Here is a 15,826-nt window from a genome sequence, read left to right on the forward strand (position 1 = left end):
CGCGAGGTCAAGAAGCTGCTGCCGATCAAGCGCTGGGGCAAGGCGGAGGACATCGGTCAGGCCGCGGTTTTCCTGACCTCCAATCGCGCAAACTACATCACCGGACAGACCATCTCGGTCGCGGGAGGCTTCGGTGTCTGAGGCGGGAACGGTTCGCCCGCATATTTTCGACGCACAAGAGGTGTTGGATCGCGCAGCGCTCCAACACCTGGTCACCGCCTATTGCCACGGCATCGACCGGCGCGACTATGCTCTCTTGCGCACGCTCTACCATGACGATGCAATCGATGATCACACACCGTACTACTGCGGCCCGGCTGAAGGCTACATCGACTGGCTCCCGACGATCATGGACACATGGAAGGCGACCTCTCACAGCGTCGGCAACATGCTGTTCCTGATCGATGGCGACCGTGCAGAGGGCGAGATCGGCGCCCGCGCCTGGCACCTGACGCTCGACGGAGCGCGGGAATTCATCGCATGGGGTCGGTACGCCGATCGTTATGAACGCCGGGATGGCGTGTGGCGGTTCCTCCACCGCTCGTTCATCCTCGATCATGCCGAGGACCGGGCCGTGGCTGCAGGCAGCGACTATGGAGCGGACGGGGTCGGGACCGGCAAGGCCAGCCCCGAGGACCCGGTCTACGAGCGTCTGCCGCTGCTGGGCAAAGAGCGCGCACGCGGCTGACACTGGCGAGGCCGGGGGCTCTGGCCAGCTCCCGGCCTCGCTGAAATTAAGGCTACCAAAAAGACAGGAAGATTGCCGGGCGACGGGGCTGCGGATCAGCCGTGCGAACCTGCATTGCAGAGGCGCGCATGCCAGGGCAGGGACCGGCGAGCAGATCCTCTCATCTGCAACGCGGCTCTGTCAGGGACTGTTGAAAACCTCTGGTTCCGAGTTTCAGCCTGCCGCGACTAAGGCTCAAGCAGGGTTCGCGTCACCTTGTGGAGAAGCTGGCGATACGTCGCGATCTCGTCTGGATCATCAGGGCAATAGGTGCGCTCTCGGCCGAACTGCCGGGCATTGCAGACGAACTGCAGAACACCTGCGCCCGCGATGTTGACCACATGCAGGGGACGAATTGGCCCAAAGGCGCCGGCGGCCTGTCCTTCGGTAATAAGAGCCTCGAGCATTGCAACCGTCGTCTCCGAGAACTCGACCGGGTTGCTGGCTCGCGGCGTAATGTCGGCAATGTTGCGCGTTATGATGCGCGCCGCCGTCGGGCGAGCAACCATGAAATCAAGCCAAGAGTCGATGACAGCGTTGATGCGCTCCCACGGATCTGTCAGGCCGGCCAGCCGCTGCTCGGTCTCCTTCTGCAGATCCGCAAAGATGCCGGTCTCGACCGCATCGTATAGCTCCTGCTTGCCCCGAAAATAATAGACCAGAGAGGCCCGGCGGATGCCGACCGCTGCTGCCACATCCTCAAGCCGTGCGGTCGAGAAGCCCAGTTCTGCGAACACATGTTCGGCGGCATCGAGAATCGCACGTCGCGTTGCTTCACCACGCATCATGGTTGCCTTTGTTGTTCGCATCGCCGGTCCCTGCTCCTGAAATTTCATGAAACCTACAGCCCTTTGCATGCTACCGCCATATGCCCTTGCAAATCTACCTGCGCGCAGGTAGATTTCGCCACGACTCCAGGCCGGCACCGGAAAAAACCAAAAAAACACGGGCGGGCAGGTAGTGAAACAGGGGAGGAATCAATGGGTTATATTCAGGGAACCTGCTGCGCGCTGGTAGCGCTTATCGTTGGAAGCAATGTGCCTGTGGCGGCACAGCAGACTGATACGACGCTTGAAGAGATCATCGTTACCGCGCAGAAGCGGGCAGAGTCGCTGCAGGACACGCCGATTTCCATCGCGGCAATCACCGCCCGCGATCTTGAGAACAGCGGTATCAAAGATCTGACCGACCTGGGGTCGGAAGTGCCGAACCTGCAGGTAACCCCGCATCCCAACAGTGCAACGACAGCCAAGATCTTCCTGCGCGGCGTCGGCAACAATGACGATCAGGTCACGCAGGATCCAAGCGTTGCAGTGTATCTTGACGGCGTTTATGTCGCGCGCAGCCAGGGGCTGGCGATGGAAGTCGCCGAGCTTGAGCGCATCGAGGTGCTGCGCGGCCCGCAAGGCTCTCTTTACGGCCGCAACGCAACGGGCGGCGCCATCAATTTCATCACGCGTGCTCCCGAGCTCGGAAAGCTCGAAGGCGAGCAGAAACTGTCCTTTGGCAATTATGACCAGTTCCGCTCGCGCACACGCCTCAATATTCCGATCGGCGATACGCTTGCCGTTGAACTGGCCTACTTGCGCACGGAGAAGGATGGCTACGTTCAAAACCGCGGCACCGGCGTCGACCGCTTCGGCGACCAGCGCCGAGATGCTTACCGCGCCGCCCTGCGGTGGCAGCCGAGCGATGTACTGGAAGTGCGCTACAGCTACGACCGATCTGACGTCAACGATACGCCCGGGTACATCGCCCATGTGCCTTTCTATCCGCTCAAGGCCGAACGCCCCACCGAGGGCTCGCCGGCCGTCGCCGATTTGCGCCGCAACGACGTCTCGGCCCAGGGCCATAATCTGACCCTCAGCTGGGAAGCGGCCGAGAGCCTGACGATCAAGTCGATTACCGGCTATCGCAAGCTCAGCAACGAGACCAACCAGAACTATCACACCGGCGTCTTTGGGCCGTTCCCCATCTTCATCACCGCCTTTGACTCCGACCAGAAGCAGTTCACTCAGGAACTGCAGGTGGTCCACGATGCTCTGGACCGGCAGCTCGAATATGTACTTGGCGTTTATTATTTCGATGAAAGCGCTGACAGCTTCGACACGACATCCGTTCCGCGTCGCCCGCGTAGCGAGCGGACCGTCACCGTCGATAACAAGGCCTATGCAGCCTACGCCCAGGCGACCTACACGCCTGCCTGGCTCGACGAACGTCTGCACCTGACACTGGGGACCCGGTGGTCACGTGACGAGCGCAAGGCCACCCTTCAGGATGCGGTTGTACCGGCTGGCGGTGCCCCGATCCTGGGTCTGCCCGGCGCGGGTGACAAGAGCTTCGAGAATTTCAGCCCGAGCGCGATCGTCCGCTACGATCTGTCGGATGCCACGAATGTCTATGCCAAGGTCGTGACCGGCTATAAGACGGGCGGATACAACGTGCGCGCCACGTCCGTCGAGCGGTTCAACCAGGGCTTTGATGAGGAGAATCTCATCTCCTACGAGCTCGGTCTCAAGTCGACGCTGCTCGAGGATCGCCTCCGTCTGAACGCGGCATTGTTCTGGACGAGCTATGATGACATCCAGATCAACGTCCAGTCCGACCCGAACGACGTCAGCCGGACTGACGTGCTCAATGCCGGCAAGGCCACGATCAAGGGTCTGGAGCTGGACATTACCGCACGGCCGACCAGGGGCCTCAGCCTGTCGCTGAGCTATGCCTATCTTGATGCGGGTTACGATCGCATTCTTGACGGGTCGGGCCGCGACGTCACGGACCAGTACCACTATGTGAATGCGCCGAAGAACACGATCAAGGCAGGCCTGGAGTACCAGTTCCCGCAGACTGCCATCGGTAGCCCGGCGTTCTTCCTCGACTATTATTTCCAGGACAAGAAGCTCAGCTCCTCGACCAATGGAAATTATATCGTTGGAGACTACGGCCTGCTCGATGCCCGCATAACCCTGACGGATATTCCTGTGGCGGCGGGAGACTGGAGCCTGGCACTGTACGGCCGCAACCTGACCGACAAGGAATATTACGCCGACCATTTCAACGCCGGTGCGCCGAGCGCCTATTTCGGCGAGCCGCGGACTTACGGCATTGAGATGGCCGTCCGCTTCTAGCGGTTAAGGCTGGCGTTAACGCCAGCCTTTCTCCAGTCGTTGTGGCCGTCGGTTGTTTCACTGGCGGCCACACCCGCACCTGGAACGCCGGCGCGGCGTCACCGAGCCGATTTTCCTCAGGTTTGTTTGCTGTCACAGCACGGGGTCCCGAAAGCGACGTCATGCGATCACGCGGTGTCGTACCTGTCGGCAACGGATCACGCCTGCACGGCACCAACACCAGGCCACAGAGCGCCATAATGGCTATCAATAACTGGAACGATTCATGACTTTCGCGCCTCTTCTTGCCACTCCTGCAACCGCCGTCATCATCACCGGCGGCGCGTCAGGCATCGGCTTGGCCTCTGCACAGGCGCTCGCCGCTGTCGGACGGTCCGTCGCCCTCTGGGACATTGACGAAGCGCGTGCCTCCAAGGCGGCGGAGCGCATCGCTGCGGATTACGGTGTTCCGGTGCTGGCGGTTGGCATAGACCTGCGCGACCCTGGCTCTATCCAGCCGGCCGTCGCGCGCACCCGCGCCGCTTTTCCGGCAATCGGCGGGCTGGTACATGCCGCAGGGACGGTTGACACCGGCTCACTCGAGGGTGTGACGCCTGAGACCTGGGACGCCGGCATGGCCGTTCATTTGCGGGCGCTGGCACTTCTTGTTCAGGCGCTTTTGCCCGATTTCGCCGCGAACCCGGGGTCTGCGGTGGTTGCAGTTGCTTCGATCAACGCAACGCTCGGCAATGCGATGAACCCGATCTATACGGCGGCCAAGGGTGGCATGCTCTCCTTGGTGCGCTCGCTCGCAGACCGGCTTGCAAACGATGGCGTGCGCATCAATGCGGTATCGCCCGGGCAGATCCTGACGCCGATGATGCAGCCTGCGCTCAATGCCCTGCCACCGGGCTGGTTCGAACGGCGCATTCTGCTTGAGCGCTTGGGCCAACCCGCAGAAGTGGCACGGGTCGTGCGCTTCCTGCTCTCGGACGAGGCGAGCTATATGACCGCGTCCGAAGTCGTGGTCGACGGCGGCAATATCTCATCACAGCGCGCATCGTAATAGTCGCCAACCCATCCAGAATAAGGGGCAAATTATGCTACGGCTTGTATCGCCCATCACGGGCCTCCTGCTCGCTCTTGCCAGCACTTCGGCAACGGCTGCTGAAACCCTGAAGCCGCTTCGTATCCTCGTGACGAATGATGACGGTATCTCATCGGAGGGTATTTCGGCGCTTATTCAAGCACTCAAGCCCTTTGCAGATATCGTGGTTTCAGCACCCGCACGCAACTTCTCCGGCGCCAGCCAGTCCGTGACGTTGTTCAACGGCGAGGTCCGTGTGCGCGAGGCCGAGCGCGTCCCGGGTGTTCCGGGCTATGCTGTTGAAGGGACGCCCGCGGACGCGACGATTTTCGGTCTGCAGGAAGTGGGAAAGACCCGGCCTTTCGATATGGTCATCTCCGGTATCAACAAGGGCGAGAATGTCGGCGAGGCCGTTTATGTGTCGGGCACGGTTGGTGCCGCACGCCAGGCGGCCATGCTGGGTATTCCAGCCATTGCGGTCAGCCAGGCCCATGTGCGGGACGGGCGCTATGACTTCCAGGTGGCGGCACAGTATACTGCACGGCTGGCGCAGGTGTTGTCCAAGCTGGGACCTCAGGCCCCGAAGCTGGTCTCTGTCAACGTGCCGGCAAAGCCAAAGGGTGTGAAGATGGTCCCGGCCGGTGGCACCCCGTTTGCGATCACCGGCTTCAAACGGACCGGAACCGCGTCCGATGGCGCTACACTCTACGCACCGAACTTGACGATTTCTGCCAATGCGCCAGCGGGGAGCGACACCGAAGCCTTGGCCCAGGGTTACATCGCGGTCACGGTCCTCAGCCTTGATCCCAATGTCAAGGAAGCCAGTCTTCCGACCGCCGCACTAGAGCTGGAAGCCGCAGAACAATAGCCAAGAGCTAGCAGTCTCTGCCCGGCCGCATGTCCGGCAGAGACTGCACCTTTCCCAGAACGCGACTTTTCACCCCTGCCGCCGCACGGCAATGGGTGTCGCCGAGACGTCAGATCAGACAGGCGTCTTGTCCTGCTGTTCCTCAGTCTCTTCGCCGTCTGCGCGCACGAATGACATCTTGCCGTCGGGCTCGAGAATGCCCCACTTGACCTGGGACAGCCGCTCGATGCCGGCCTTGTGCATCTCGGAGAAGATCTCGTCCGGCCGGATACGCTCCTTGTGCATCAGCGGCTCGCTGATCCGGCCGTGACGCACGATGAGCGAGGGCGGCGCTTCGGCTATCGAGCGGAACCAGCGGAAATGGTATGTCAGCAGCGAGTGCAGGAAGGTGAGGCACAGCAGTGTGGCAGCCCCGAACAGCGCGCCCGTCAGGGACTCGTCGCCGGCCGTCAGCGCCGGGGACACGATCTCCGCAACGAGCAGCAGCATGACGAGTTCAAAAGGTGAGAGCTGGCTGAGTTCACGCTTTCCAAGGGCGCGGAAAGCAAATGTGAGCAGGACGAATACACATGCAATCCGGATGATGATTTCCATGACTTTGATTTGCTCCTGCGACGCACGGCGTCTGCTGCTCGATGTTTTTTATGGAAACACGAAAGTGCTGAGTTGGGCGTCAGCCGAGGTCCCGTCGGCCTCGACAGAAATCCTCCCCTGATGGGCGCCATAGGCATCTGCGGTCAGCTCGACCGCGACCAGCCGGCTTTCACCTGGCCCGAGCGCCGGGATGTCAACGCGGTAAGGCGATGTTGGCTGAGGCTCGAAGGCGACGTCCGTGAAGGCGTGGATATAGTCAGGATCGATGCCCAGGCTGATGTGGGAGATCGGCGCCGCACTTCGGTTCGTCAGCTGAACTGTCACACGCTCGATCTGAGCATAGCGGATCCGGGAGGGATATTCGACGGACCATTCAATTCCGCCGCTCTGTCCCTGGGCAGTCTGCTGGCCTGGCCCGAAGACGCCCAGAAGGGCAAGGAGCGGCAGGACAGCGATGGAGGGCAAGCCTATGAGCTCGCTTCGGTGAAGGCGCAGCCTCGGGGCAATGCGAGGCGGCAAAGGCGGCTGATCAACGGGGCTGGTCATTTGGGCTCCTGAAAGAGCTGAAGTGAACGGGACGCCACGCGGTCGAGGCCTGCTGCCAGCACGATGCAATGCAGGAAAACCCATGGCACGCGACGGGGCGGCGGGCCGGCAAGGGCTGGGCAAGCGAATGCAGTGGTTGCCTGTCCGCAGGCCGTGCGTCCCGGGCGGATACTTGATTTGTCAATCAAGGGAATAACCGCCGCTCTCCGTCACGCTGCAGTTAATGCTGCGCAGCGTGGCGCTGCCCTTGAGGTCGGCGGCGAGGCCGACCCTCGCAAGGGAGGCGATGAGGAAGTTCCTCAGGGAGGGAGCGTCATCTCCTGGTCCAATCTGCAACAGGCTCGTCGGACTCAAGAACGAGGCGTGGCCGGAGGGGTTCCTGTCCGGCCGTGTTGGCCGGGCAGCCATCATGACACGAGCCGCAGGTGAACGCGTGCGTGGCCTCACAGGCGTCAGGCAACTGGAACAGACGCAAAGGGCGGTTGTGGGTAAGGCCAGCACTGAACCGCGCATCAGGCGTTGGGTCAGCTTGATGGCGGGCGATGAACGGCCCGCCAGCCTGCAGCCACAAGATTTGCCGCCTTGTCTCCTCCTCGCCAGAGATGCGCGGCCGGTCAGGCAGGATCAGTGCGCCATTCTTTTCGGCAGAAGCATTTTGTCTGCCACCGGATCGATCAGCGGGCGGCGCGCGCTGCATTCAGGGCGACGGCTGCTCGAACAAGGGCCTTGAGTGCCTCCTCGTCGACGTCGTCGCCCTTGTGAAAGTCGATGGCGCGGCGGGTATTGCCATCAAGGCTCGCATTGAACAGGTCGGAGGGGTCATCCAGCGCGGCTCCCTTGGCGAAGGTCAACTTCACGGCATTCTTGTAAGTCTCGCCGGTGCAGATCATACCGTTGCAAGACCACACGGGAACCCCGCGCCATTTCCACTCCTCGACCACGGCGGGCTCGGCCTGCTTGATCAGCGCGCGGAGCCGGGCGAGCATGCCGCCCCGCCAGTCGGCCAGCTCCTTGATCCGCTCGTCGATCAGCTGAGACGGTGTTGCATCCGTCTGGGCTGTGCTGTTCTCCATGTTGTCTTACGTCCTTCCGTTTCAGCGCTGCACGACCAGGCAGGGTACTCGCGAAGATATGGGCCTGCTTTAAGGAATCCAGCCGGGCAGCTCGGATGCCTGCCGGCTCCAACTTGCCAGCAGTTCCTCGTCCAGCTGATCAGTCTCATAGATATGGAAATATCGTGTATTTTTATCCTTGGATTCAACCGGGGGGACAGGGTCGAGCGCCGTGCCGCGAAAGAACGCGATCTTGATGTATTTGGTGAAGCAGTGAAGGCTTAGGAACCAGCCCTGCCCGTCCACTCCATATAACGGCGAGTTCCATTTAACGGCTTTGCGCACCTCCGGGACGGTGCGCACGATGAGCGCATCGAGCCGGCGCCCCATATCGCTCTTCCAGCCTGGCATCGCCGCAATATAAGCTTGCACGGGCGCATCGCCGTCACCCATGGGGATCTGCGGGTTGCCGCCTGAGAGCAGGACCGGTTTGGCATCGGCCTTACTTGCGGCCTGCCTGGATTTTCCGGACGCTTTGCTCGCCACGTTAGGTCCTTCCTGTTTGCCCCATGCCTACCCCTTGATCGGCTGCCCGCTACACCGCTTGGCCGCATACGGCAGCACGAACAGGTATAGCCCCGAGGCCATCAGCAGGAAGAGCGGCGGCAGCGGCGCATAGACGATCCACGGGGGAGGATCCCCGAGACCCATCGCCACGAAGTTAGCAACGACGGCAAGAGTAAAGACAATCGACACCCAGCGGTGGGACTGCCGAAGCCATTTGTTCCAGTTCAATGGAATTTCTCCGAAAAATAAGCGGGATGACGGCGCGCCCGGCAGGGACCGCCGGCCTCAAGCGAGCCCCTCGAGCACTTGCTCCAGCTTGCCGAGGAAGCCCTGCCAGCCGTGCCTTGCGCCCTGGAAGGCCTGCTTCTGGTTCGGCCGGAAGCCGGATTGCTCCATGCGCAGGAGCGTTCCCTTGTGGGTTGGCATCAGCGTGAACGTCACGATGCTTCGCAGATTGTATGCCTCATCCTCGTGCGTGAAATTCCAGGTGTAGGACAGGATCTGACGCGGCTCGATCTCGAGGACTTCGCAATCCAGCACGCCGCCCCAGTCGCCGCGAAGATTGAAGCGATGGCCCACGTTGGGTGCAAAGTCGTTGTTCATCAGCCACTCCTTGATGAGGTGGGGCTGCGTGAGGGCGCGCCAGAGCTTCTCCGGCGGATGCGGAAATTCTCGTTCCACAGTGACGCAGAGCGTCTGGGCAGACGTGACGTTCATTGATCCATCCTTTTCAGCAGGTCCTCAAGGGCATCGAAGCGGCTCTCCCAGAACCCGGCCATCTGACTTGCCCAATCAATCAGCGGCGCCAGTGCATTGACCTGCGCGCTGTAATGGGTCTGGCGGCCTTCGTGGCGGTCACGGACCAGGCCGGCCTGCTTCAGAACTCCCAGATGCTTGGAGACGGCCGGCTGCGAGACGCCGGCTCGTGCCGTCAGCGCTCCAACCGTCTGTTCTCCGTCGCGGCATAACCGCTCGAAGATGGCCCGCCGGGTCGGATCGGCGAGCGTTCTGAAGAGCACGTCCTGGGCATTCGACATAGCAATACATAACTCGTTGGTTATCAGTCATGATCTATAACCATTGAGTTATGTGTGCGTCAAGGGGCACGGTCCAGCCGAAACGTTTGCAGCGTCAGCCATTGCGTCGGCCTGGAGGGCGTGGCGCCACCAGATCTTCGAGGCGATCCTGGCTGGGACACTTTGAAGCAGAACGGCCCAGGCACAAACCAATGGTCCGGCTCGATAGGGCCGGCCAGGGCAGGGGCAGAGGACGAGCAGTGCAACGGTCAGGGTTGTCGCGATAATGGCGCGCCGCAGTGTTCTTCCCGTTGATTCTTGATGCTCCGGATTCTCTGGGCGGATCTTTGTTGCTCAGTGAACCGGGCGGTTGTCATGGCGCTTGCGGGCGGGAGCGCCAGCCACGGCACGTCTCTTGCGGCCGGTGCATGGGGCCGCTTCCTGCGAGCCCATGAGCCAGGCATCCAGGCTCAGTTGGCGCTGCTGTTCTTCCATGCCGGATAGGCCGGCAGGGTGATCATAAGGAAGCCGCCCAAGGCGCATCCGACGGCACCCGCCACCAGGAAGAGGCTGTATCATCCCGCGTGGTCATAGATCAGGCCAGCCAGGAGGGGGCCAATTCCAGATGCCAGTGCCATGAGCGCCGCCACCACGCCATAGATGACGCCGAAATGCTTCATGCCGCCATAGCTTGCGGTCAGGAAGCCAGTGATCTGCGTCTTGGTGCCAGCCGCATAGCCATTGATCAGCAGGGCGACGACAATGAGCCGGGGCTCCTTCACGCCCTCCAGCAGCAGAAGAAAGGCGAGCGAGGCTGTGGCCAGCGTCAGGCCGCCAATCCAGTTCGGGCGAAACCTGTCAAGCAGGGCGCCGGTGACGAGTTTTCCAATAGTGCCGACAATACCCGCCAGGCTGGTCAGCCAGGCTGCACTTGCCCTCGACACTCCCGCTTCCGTCAGGATCGGGAAAAGATTGATCGTCAGCCCCATCGTCAATGTCATCACGATGAAATTGGACACACCGACGCGCCAGAGCGCAAAATCCATCGCGGCCTTCCGTGGGGAAAGGCCGCTGAGGACCGGCAGAGGTGTCTGATCCGTTCTCTTTCCCTGAGCAGCGTCTGTTAAGGAGCGATCCTGAGCGTCGAGGAAAAACAAACAAAGGATCAGGGTCAGACCACCCCACCCTATAGGCAGCAAGACAAAGGTTCCGCGCCAGCCGACGGTGTCAAGCGGCGCCGACCAGTTTATGCGCAAGCCCGAGATCGTGCTCGATATTGCCAGCAGCACCATCCGGCATCTTCTGCGGCGCCTGGCGGAAGAGGTCCGCACCCCGGCAATCGCCAATGCCCGGTACAGAAGCGCTCTTTATCCAGTTTGCGATCGAGCTGGCACGCTACTGCGAGGCCGTCTCGGATGCGCCACAAAGCAGAGGTCTTGCAGGCTGATACTTTCGTCTGATCGACGAGCGGATCGCCAACTTTGCGCACCCGCCGAGCCTTGGGGAGCTTGCCTCGCTTTTGCGGAATGTCGGATCGCCAGCTGACTCGGGTTTTTCGGGCCAGCCGGGGCTGTTCGATCGGGGAGTATCAGGTGCAGCTCCGTCTGGAAGCTGCAAAACGGCGGCTTGTTCTAATGCGCGATCAGCTCTTAAATCTGCGTCTCGGCGATCGAGATAAAGGCCGCAAGGGTTGCGGCAGCATCGCCCTTGCGCCAGGCAAGCCCTGTTTCAAGGTAAGGCGGCTCGACGGCGAGGGGAAGGTAGCGGACGTCGGTTCTAGCCAGATGCTGGAGCGACGCGGGCACGAGCGCCAGGCCCATGCCGGCAGACACGAGGCTGATGATGGTCTGCATCTGAATGGCCTCCTGCCGGATGAACGGCTGCCGCCCTCGGGAGCGATAGAAGCTGAAGACCAGATCGTGAAAAGCCGGAGACACCCGCGCCGGGAAGATGATGAGAGGCTCTTCCATCCAGTCGTCCCCTTGCAAGGCATTGTCTTTGACGCAAAGACGACCTTCATCGATCCAGGTGCTTGGTACGGCGACGACGAGCGGCTCACGCAGCAGCGGCCGGTAATCAAGCGCTTGCGGCAGGGCGGGGCGTGTTGGAATGAGAATGCCCGCGTCGACCTGCCCGTTCAGCAGTGCCTCGACCTGGACGTCGCTCGTCGCTTCCAAAAGCGTGATCTCCACGTCCGGATAGGCGCTTGAATAGCTCTGAACCAGGCGTGGAAGCACGCTGTAGTCGGCCGTGCTGATGAAGGAGAGTCTCAGCCGGCCGGCCATGCCGGTGCGCAGGCGGCGCGCGATCTCGGGCAGCTCGGAGATCCGCTCGACGGCGGGCCGGACGTGCTCAAGCCACTGCTGGCCGAAGGCGGTCAGAGCAACGTTGCGCTTGGAGCGGGTGAACAGCGGTGCGCCCAGTTCACGCTCCAGCGCCATGATCGACTGGCTCAACGGCGGCTGGGTCATGCCGAGCAGTTCTGCGGCGCGCCCGAAGTGCAGCGTGTCCGCAACAGCAAGGAAGTGGCGAAGCTGGCGCAGATCCATCTAATTCAATCCATGACCTAATCAACGATTAATAATATATTTCTCAACTTATAGAAAGCGGGTTAGGGAAGAATAAGGACCACTGATTTCAGGACAGCTTCAATGCCCGCTTATCGCTCACGCACCAGCACGCATGGCCGCAACATGGCAGGGGCGCGCGGCCTCTGGCGTGCGACCGGAATGAAGGACGAGGATTTCGGCAAGCCGATCATCGCCATCGCCAACAGCTTCACCCAGTTCGTGCCGGGCCACGTCCACCTGAAGGACCTTGGCCAGCTGGTTGCGCGCGAGATCGAGGCGGCGGGTGGCGTTGCCAAGGAATTCAACACCATTGCGGTCGATGATGGCATCGCCATGGGCCATGACGGCATGCTCTATTCGCTGCCGAGCCGGGATCTGATCGCGGACAGCGTTGAGTATATGGTCAACGCTCACTGTGCGGACGCTCTTCTGTGCATCTCCAATTGCGACAAGATCACGCCCGGCATGCTGATGGCAGCGATGCGCCTCAATATCCCGACGATCTTTGTCTCCGGCGGGCCGATGGAAGCGGGCAAGGCGGATATTCGCGGCCAGACCGTCGCGCTCGACCTTGTCGATGCCATGGTCGTTGCGGCCGACGAGAGCTACACCGACGAAGAGGTCAAGATCATCGAGCGGTCCGCCTGCCCGACGTGCGGCAGCTGCTCGGGCATGTTCACCGCCAACAGCATGAACTGCCTGACCGAAGCGCTCGGCCTGTCGCTGCCTGGCAACGGCTCCGTCCTTGCAACCCATGCGGACCGCGAGAAGCTGTTCTTGGAGGCGGGCCGCACCATCGTTGATCTGGCCAAGCGCTGGTACGAGCAGGACGATGCATCGGTTCTGCCGCGCAGCATCGCCAGCTTTGCCGCATTTGAAAACGCGATGAGCCTCGACATCGCCATGGGCGGCTCGACCAACACGGTGCTCCATCTGCTGGCGGCTGCCTATGAAGGGCAGGTGAACTTCAACATGGCCGACATCGATCGCCTGTCGCGCCGGGTGCCTTGCCTGTGCAAGGTGGCCCCTGCCAAGCAGGACGTGCACATGGAAGACGTCCACCGTGCCGGCGGCATCATGGCGATCCTGGGTCAGTTGGAGAAGGCCGGGCTTATCGACGCCAGCCTGCCGACCGTCCACGCGCCGACCCTGGCCGATGCGCTCGACCGCTGGGATATCAGCCGCACCCAGAGCGAGAGCGTGCGCGAATTCTTCAAGGCGGCGCCGGGCGGCGTGCGCACGACCGAGGCCTTCAGCCAGAGCAACCGGTGGAAGGACCTGGACCTGGACCGCGAAGGCGGCGTGATCCGCGATGCGGAGCACCCCTTCTCCAAGGATGGCGGCCTTGCCGTGTTGTTCGGCAATCTGGCGCCCGAGGGCTGCATCGTGAAGACGGCGGGCGTGGATGAGTCCATCCTGACCTTCAACGGCACGGCCCGCGTCTATGAGAGCCAGGATGCGGCGGTTGCCGGCATTCTTGGCAATGAGGTGAAGGCGGGCGACGTCGTCGTCATCCGCTATGAAGGCCCGAAAGGCGGGCCGGGCATGCAGGAGATGCTCTACCCGACCAGCTATCTGAAGTCGAAGGGGCTGGGCAAGGCCTGCGCGCTCATCACCGATGGGCGCTTCTCCGGCGGCACCTCGGGCCTGTCTATCGGCCACGTCTCGCCGGAAGCGGCCGAGGGCGGTCTGATTGCGCTGGTCGAGACGGGCGATCCGATCGTGATCGACATCCCGAACCGCATTATCCGCCTTGATCTGGACGACACGGTCATCGCAGAGCGCCGCGCCGCGATGGAGGCAAGGGGTGCCAAGGCTTGGAAGCCCTTCGGGCGCAAGCGCAACGTCTCCCCAGCGCTACGGGCCTATGCAGCGCTCACGACCAACGCCGCACGCGGCGCGGTGCGTGACGTGGGCCAGATCGAGAAGGACTAACGCTGCAGAGCGTCTGCATTTCGATGAGGCGAGCCGGGGACCCTTTTGCCCCGGCTCGCCATTGGCTCAAAGAAGGCGGATGCGGGCGGAAGACCAGTTTATGTGAGAGTGCAGGGAGTTTCGGATGAACGTTGCTGATGCTGTTGCTACCCGACGATCAGTCCGGGCATTTGCGGACACTCCTGTTCCGTTCGAGACGATCCAGCGTGTGCTCGACCAGGCGCGCTGGGCGCCGTCGGGCTGCAACTTTCAGCCTTGGGAGGCGACCGTGCTGACGGGTGCGCCGCTGAAAGCGCTTCAGGAGCGCCTGCTCACCAGCCCGTTCGATAATCCGCCCGAGTACGACTTCTCAGCACCCGGCAAGGTCGAGAAATACCAGGCCCGGCTGCGGGCCGTCGGCGCTGCCATGTACGGTGCGATGGGCATCGGGCGCGAAGACAAGGCTGCGCGCGCCGATTTTACGCGCGACAACTGCCTGTCTTTTGGCGCGCCGGTTCTCCTGCTGTGCCACTTTCCAAAGCTGATGAAAGAGCCGCAGTGGTCTGACGTGGGCATGTGGTTGCAGACGATTATGCTGCTTCTGCGCGGCGAGGGGCTGGACAGCTGCCCGCAGGAGTACATGGGGCTTTATGGGCGGACCATAAAAGCGCATCTGGGGCTGTCTGACGATACCCTGCTGTTCTGCGGGCTGGCGATCGGCTGGCGCGATCCGAATGCACCGATCAACGATTTTGCGCGTGATCGTGTGTCGCTGGCCGAGCAAGTCACGTTTCTGGGCTTCGAATAAGGGCCGCTCCTGCCCCGACAGGGCTAGGGGGCGCTCGAACTTGTGGATTCCAGACTATTTCAAGGGGAGACAGCTGATCCAAGGATAAGTTCTGCCGCCATGTTCGACATCACCATGCCCCTCTGGGAACTTTTCGTCAGGGCAACGATCATCTACCTGGCGCTTATCTTCCTTGTCCGCGTCATTCCAAAGCGCAAGGCCGGGCATATCTCGCCCAACGACATGCTGACGCTCATCATCCTTGGCGGGATGGGGACCGACGCCATCATGGGCGGCTCCAGCTCGGTGATCGAGGCTCTGCTCATGGTCGGATTGATTATCGGATGGGGTTATGTCTTCGACGCCATTGAGGCGCGCTCTCCCCTCTTGCAGAGAGTCCTGCGGGATCGCCAGACAACGCTGATCGATCGCGGCCGTTTCATCAGACAGAATATGAGGCGGGAACTCGTCACCGAAGAAGAGCTCATGGCCGTTCTGAGGAAGGAAGGCGTCGATGACGTCTCACGGGTCAGGTCCGCCTGCCTGGAGGCGGACGGCGAGATCAGCGTCATCATCGAGGACAAGCCGGAAGAGCGCTGATGGCCTGGTCCTCGTCGGGCAGGCTTGCGGCTGATGAAGCCCGCAACCTTCTCTACAGCGCCGCCCTGTACCCGCCAAGGAAGGTCGCGATGGCGCGCCTGACAACCAAGGCCCGTGCCGTTGGGTCGGGTGTTTCATTTGTCGCAAACGGGCGGTTCCCGGCCGTGGCGAGGGTCAGCAGCTGCATGGCATGCCATGCAGGATCGCTCAACCTAAGCGCGCCGTCGTCGACTTTGCGGGCGAGCCACTGGGCAAGTGCTGTGATCCAGGGCTGGCGGATCTGCAGATAGACCTGGCGTGCAAGCGGGGGGTTGCGCCGTGCTTCTGCAATAACGGTCCGGAGCAGGGCAATGCAGGTCGAACTGGTCAGCGCAGCTGAGGCCGCCGCGAG

20 protein-coding genes are annotated in these 15,826 nt (G+C 61.9%); 9 read left to right on the forward strand and 11 right to left on the reverse strand.

Going from position 1 to position 15,826, the window contains the following annotated elements; translation table 11 throughout:
- The first annotated feature begins 18 nt into the window (after positions 1 to 18).
- A complete protein-coding gene (locus tag VIG90_RS17415) occupies positions 19 to 141 on the forward strand; it encodes an SDR family oxidoreductase (protein WP_414695513.1) in 123 nt (40 codons plus the stop codon).
- A complete protein-coding gene (locus VIG90_RS17420) occupies positions 134 to 688 on the forward strand; it encodes a nuclear transport factor 2 family protein (RefSeq protein WP_331594792.1) in 555 nt (184 codons plus the stop codon). Before VIG90_RS17415 ends, VIG90_RS17420 begins: the two co-directional genes overlap by 8 nt.
- A 227-nt stretch (positions 689 to 915) precedes the next feature.
- Here the strand turns inward: VIG90_RS17420 and VIG90_RS17425 are convergent, their stop codons facing one another.
- Positions 916 to 1,536: a TetR/AcrR family transcriptional regulator gene (locus VIG90_RS17425; protein WP_331594793.1), complete on the reverse strand. Its 621-nt coding sequence runs from the start codon at positions 1,534 to 1,536 to the stop codon at positions 916 to 918.
- Between the two features lie 171 nt (positions 1,537 to 1,707).
- On the opposite strand from VIG90_RS17425, the gene VIG90_RS17430 reads away from it, so the two are divergent.
- From VIG90_RS17430 to surE, 3 genes are all read left to right on the forward strand, one after another.
- Positions 1,708 to 3,855, forward strand: coding sequence for a TonB-dependent receptor (locus VIG90_RS17430; protein WP_331594794.1), 2,148 nt, complete (start codon positions 1,708 to 1,710; stop codon positions 3,853 to 3,855).
- A 265-nt stretch (positions 3,856 to 4,120) separates the two neighbouring features.
- A complete protein-coding gene (locus VIG90_RS17435; protein ID WP_331594795.1) occupies positions 4,121 to 4,900 on the forward strand; it encodes an SDR family oxidoreductase in 780 nt (259 codons plus the stop codon).
- A 34-nt stretch (positions 4,901 to 4,934) separates the two neighbouring features.
- Positions 4,935 to 5,789 carry a 5'/3'-nucleotidase SurE gene (surE, locus tag VIG90_RS17440; protein ID WP_331594796.1) on the forward strand — a complete coding sequence of 285 codons (855 nt, stop codon included), beginning with the start codon at positions 4,935 to 4,937 and terminating at the stop codon, positions 5,787 to 5,789.
- 114 nt (positions 5,790 to 5,903) lie between these two features.
- On the opposite strand, the gene VIG90_RS17445 is transcribed toward surE, so the two are convergent.
- From VIG90_RS17445 to VIG90_RS17475, 7 genes are all read right to left on the reverse strand, one after another.
- Positions 5,904 to 6,383 (reverse strand): DUF421 domain-containing protein, encoded by a 480-nt coding sequence (locus VIG90_RS17445; protein WP_331594797.1) that lies wholly within the window; start codon positions 6,381 to 6,383, stop codon positions 5,904 to 5,906.
- 48 nt (positions 6,384 to 6,431) lie between these two features.
- Positions 6,432 to 6,929, reverse strand: a complete 498-nt coding sequence (locus tag VIG90_RS17450; protein WP_331594798.1) for a hypothetical protein — start codon at positions 6,927 to 6,929, stop codon at positions 6,432 to 6,434.
- A gap of 674 nt (positions 6,930 to 7,603) precedes the next feature.
- A complete protein-coding gene (locus VIG90_RS17455; RefSeq protein ID WP_331594799.1) occupies positions 7,604 to 8,002 on the reverse strand; it encodes a DUF1801 domain-containing protein in 399 nt (132 codons plus the stop codon).
- Between the two features lie 69 nt (positions 8,003 to 8,071).
- Positions 8,072 to 8,527, reverse strand: a complete 456-nt coding sequence (locus VIG90_RS17460; protein ID WP_331594800.1) for a DUF1801 domain-containing protein — start codon at positions 8,525 to 8,527, stop codon at positions 8,072 to 8,074.
- Between the two features lie 27 nt (positions 8,528 to 8,554).
- Positions 8,555 to 8,776 (reverse strand): hypothetical protein, encoded by a 222-nt coding sequence (locus tag VIG90_RS17465; RefSeq protein WP_331594801.1) that lies wholly within the window; start codon positions 8,774 to 8,776, stop codon positions 8,555 to 8,557.
- 57 nt (positions 8,777 to 8,833) lie between these two features.
- A complete protein-coding gene (locus tag VIG90_RS17470) occupies positions 8,834 to 9,265 on the reverse strand; it encodes an SRPBCC domain-containing protein (RefSeq protein ID WP_331594802.1) in 432 nt (143 codons plus the stop codon).
- Positions 9,262 to 9,585, reverse strand: a complete 324-nt coding sequence (locus VIG90_RS17475; RefSeq protein ID WP_331594803.1) for a metalloregulator ArsR/SmtB family transcription factor — start codon at positions 9,583 to 9,585, stop codon at positions 9,262 to 9,264. The genes VIG90_RS17470 and VIG90_RS17475 overlap by 4 nt, the downstream gene beginning before the upstream one ends.
- Positions 9,586 to 9,939: 354 nt before the next feature.
- Here VIG90_RS17475 and VIG90_RS17480 point away from each other — a divergent pair, with 354 nt between their 5' ends.
- Positions 9,940 to 10,068, forward strand: coding sequence for a hypothetical protein (locus VIG90_RS17480; protein WP_331594804.1), 129 nt, complete (start codon positions 9,940 to 9,942; stop codon positions 10,066 to 10,068).
- Positions 10,069 to 10,139: 71 nt separating this feature from the next.
- Here the strand turns inward: VIG90_RS17480 and VIG90_RS17485 are convergent, their stop codons facing one another.
- A complete protein-coding gene (locus tag VIG90_RS17485) occupies positions 10,140 to 10,856 on the reverse strand; it encodes an MFS transporter (protein WP_331594805.1) in 717 nt (238 codons plus the stop codon).
- 357 nt (positions 10,857 to 11,213) lie between these two features.
- The gene (locus VIG90_RS17490; protein WP_331594806.1) at positions 11,214 to 12,113 is read right to left on the reverse strand and encodes a LysR family transcriptional regulator; all 900 of its coding nucleotides are present in this window, start codon (positions 12,111 to 12,113) and stop codon (positions 11,214 to 11,216) included.
- 102 nt (positions 12,114 to 12,215) lie between these two features.
- Here VIG90_RS17490 and ilvD point away from each other — a divergent pair, with 102 nt between their 5' ends.
- The 3 genes from ilvD (at position 12,216) to VIG90_RS17505 (ending at position 15,435) form a co-directional block, all read left to right on the forward strand.
- A complete protein-coding gene (gene ilvD, locus VIG90_RS17495; RefSeq protein ID WP_331594807.1) occupies positions 12,216 to 14,069 on the forward strand; it encodes a dihydroxy-acid dehydratase in 1,854 nt (617 codons plus the stop codon).
- Positions 14,070 to 14,193: 124 nt separating this feature from the next.
- Positions 14,194 to 14,856, forward strand: a complete 663-nt coding sequence (locus VIG90_RS17500) for a nitroreductase (protein WP_331594808.1) — start codon at positions 14,194 to 14,196, stop codon at positions 14,854 to 14,856.
- Between the two features lie 99 nt (positions 14,857 to 14,955).
- Positions 14,956 to 15,435 (forward strand): DUF421 domain-containing protein, encoded by a 480-nt coding sequence (locus VIG90_RS17505; protein WP_331594809.1) that lies wholly within the window; start codon positions 14,956 to 14,958, stop codon positions 15,433 to 15,435.
- Between the two features lie 52 nt (positions 15,436 to 15,487).
- Here the strand turns inward: VIG90_RS17505 and VIG90_RS17510 are convergent.
- The coding region (locus VIG90_RS17510; protein ID WP_331594810.1) for a TetR/AcrR family transcriptional regulator C-terminal domain-containing protein at positions 15,488 to 15,826 on the reverse strand (339 nt) is incomplete at its 5' end.

Origin of the sequence: Pedomonas sp. (assembly GCF_036515995.1) — a bacterium.
In the GTDB taxonomy this organism is placed as follows: domain Bacteria; phylum Pseudomonadota; class Alphaproteobacteria; order Sphingomonadales; family Sphingomonadaceae; genus Pedomonas.

What these genes read in the sequence shown, in the direction of transcription:
- VIG90_RS17425 (WP_331594793.1), bottom strand. Translation starts at nt 1,536, where the DNA reads ATGCGAACAACAAAGGCAACCATGATGCGTGGTGAAGCAACGCGACGT.
- VIG90_RS17430 (WP_331594794.1), top strand. Translation starts at nt 1,708, where the DNA reads ATGGGTTATATTCAGGGAACCTGCTGCGCGCTGGTAGCGCTTATCGTT.
- VIG90_RS17435 (WP_331594795.1), top strand. Translation starts at nt 4,121, where the DNA reads ATGACTTTCGCGCCTCTTCTTGCCACTCCTGCAACCGCCGTCATCATC.
- surE (WP_331594796.1), top strand. Translation starts at nt 4,935, where the DNA reads ATGCTACGGCTTGTATCGCCCATCACGGGCCTCCTGCTCGCTCTTGCC.
- VIG90_RS17445 (WP_331594797.1), bottom strand. Translation starts at nt 6,383, where the DNA reads ATGGAAATCATCATCCGGATTGCATGTGTATTCGTCCTGCTCACATTT.
- VIG90_RS17450 (WP_331594798.1), bottom strand. Translation starts at nt 6,929, where the DNA reads ATGACCAGCCCCGTTGATCAGCCGCCTTTGCCGCCTCGCATTGCCCCG.
- VIG90_RS17455 (WP_331594799.1), bottom strand. Translation starts at nt 8,002, where the DNA reads ATGGAGAACAGCACAGCCCAGACGGATGCAACACCGTCTCAGCTGATC.
- VIG90_RS17470 (WP_331594802.1), bottom strand. Translation starts at nt 9,265, where the DNA reads ATGAACGTCACGTCTGCCCAGACGCTCTGCGTCACTGTGGAACGAGAA.
- VIG90_RS17475 (WP_331594803.1), bottom strand. Translation starts at nt 9,585, where the DNA reads ATGTCGAATGCCCAGGACGTGCTCTTCAGAACGCTCGCCGATCCGACC.
- VIG90_RS17480 (WP_331594804.1), top strand. Translation starts at nt 9,940, where the DNA reads ATGGCGCTTGCGGGCGGGAGCGCCAGCCACGGCACGTCTCTTGCGGCC.
- VIG90_RS17485 (WP_331594805.1), bottom strand. Translation starts at nt 10,856, where the DNA reads ATGGTGCTGCTGGCAATATCGAGCACGATCTCGGGCTTGCGCATAAAC.
- VIG90_RS17490 (WP_331594806.1), bottom strand. Translation starts at nt 12,113, where the DNA reads ATGGATCTGCGCCAGCTTCGCCACTTCCTTGCTGTTGCGGACACGCTG.
- ilvD (WP_331594807.1), top strand. Translation starts at nt 12,216, where the DNA reads ATGCCCGCTTATCGCTCACGCACCAGCACGCATGGCCGCAACATGGCA.
- VIG90_RS17500 (WP_331594808.1), top strand. Translation starts at nt 14,194, where the DNA reads ATGAACGTTGCTGATGCTGTTGCTACCCGACGATCAGTCCGGGCATTT.
- VIG90_RS17505 (WP_331594809.1), top strand. Translation starts at nt 14,956, where the DNA reads ATGTTCGACATCACCATGCCCCTCTGGGAACTTTTCGTCAGGGCAACG.